Raw genomic sequence first — 745 nt, forward strand, 5'->3', positions numbered from 1 at the left:
TAGCGCGGACTTTTAGTCCGCGACCCAATCGAAAAATATTTTGCTGGCTACTCATTCACTCGCGGACTAAAAGTCCGCGCTACTGCTATGTTCCGTCACCTTCTCACCCTCATCTGGAACCGCAAGCGGGCCAATGCGCTGCTCATGGCCGAGCTGTTTCTATCGTTCGTCGTGTTATTCGGGCTGGGCAGCCTGGTGGCGGTGGTGGCCCTGGCGCTGCGCCAGCCGCCGGGCTTTGCCTACGACAACGTGTGGGAGATGCGCCTCACCACCAACAACGACCAAACGCCCCAGAACCCCACCCTGCGCCACCTGCTGGCCCAGTTGCGCGCCACGCCGGGCGTGGACGATGTGAGCTTGGTCGCCTTTAGTACGCCGTTTTCGGGCTACATCATGAGCAGCAACATTCGCGTCGAAAACAAGCCGTTGGTGAGCGGGGCCGAGGTGCAGGCCGATGACCATTTTGCGCCGCTGCTGCGCCTGGAGCTGCTGGAGGGCCGCTGGTTTGACAAAAGCGACGATGCCGGCAAGCTGCCGCCCATCATCATCAACCGCGAGCTGCGGCAGGCGCTGTTTGGCAGCGGGCCGGCGCTGGGGCAGGTGGTGCGCTCCAGCCATTCTTCTAACCCCAAGGAGTTCAGTGAGGGGCGCGTGGTGGGCATCACGGGCTCGTACCGGCCGGGCGGCGATTTGGCCGCGCCCGCGCCGGCCGTGTTTGTGCGCCGGGTGCTGCCCGATAGCGCCG

At 64.2% G+C, this 745-nt stretch carries 1 protein-coding gene; it reads left to right on the top strand.

All coding sequences use genetic code 11. From position 1 onward, the window contains the following. Window positions 1–87: 87 nt before the first annotated feature. Window positions 88–745 (top strand): ABC transporter permease (locus tag ACYVDE_RS25045; protein WP_460504225.1); only part of this gene is annotated, 658 nt, incomplete at its 3' end.

Source organism: Hymenobacter agri (assembly GCF_054778495.1).